Source organism: Psychrobacter sp. GW64-MNA-CIBAN-0177 (assembly GCF_040309585.1).
In the GTDB taxonomy this organism is placed as follows: domain Bacteria; phylum Pseudomonadota; class Gammaproteobacteria; order Pseudomonadales; family Moraxellaceae; genus Psychrobacter; species Psychrobacter okhotskensis.
The window spans coordinates 1-248 of record NZ_JBEOOY010000500.1 but is presented as its reverse complement, the minus strand read 5'-3'; the positions used below and the strand labels follow the sequence as shown (position 1 = coordinate 248).

Annotated in this window: 1 protein-coding gene; it reads right to left on the bottom strand. The window is 44.0% G+C overall.

Going from position 1 to position 248, the window contains the following annotated elements; translation table 11 throughout:
- Positions 1–248, bottom strand: a 248-nt coding sequence (locus AAEY79_RS15990) for a hypothetical protein (RefSeq protein WP_352289670.1), incomplete at both ends; no start/stop codon positions are given.

The following is a 248-nucleotide window of genomic DNA, read 5'->3' as shown; positions in this document are numbered from 1 at the left end:
AGCTAGTTGTTCTTCGGTACGCATTTTGTCAAACGCGATTGTTCTAAAGTGTCCTTGTAAAACCGCCGCCTGCGCTTTTTGTTTGTAACCTGGCGTTGGGTGAATGGTCATATCGACAACGGCTACATCGGCTACATCAATATCTTTGTGTAATACGCGCGCTTCACCTAGTTGTGGTAACCAAGCTTTACTGCGGGCAAACTCAGATTTTGTATGATTATTTGGTAAAATAGCCGTTAACTCAGCAG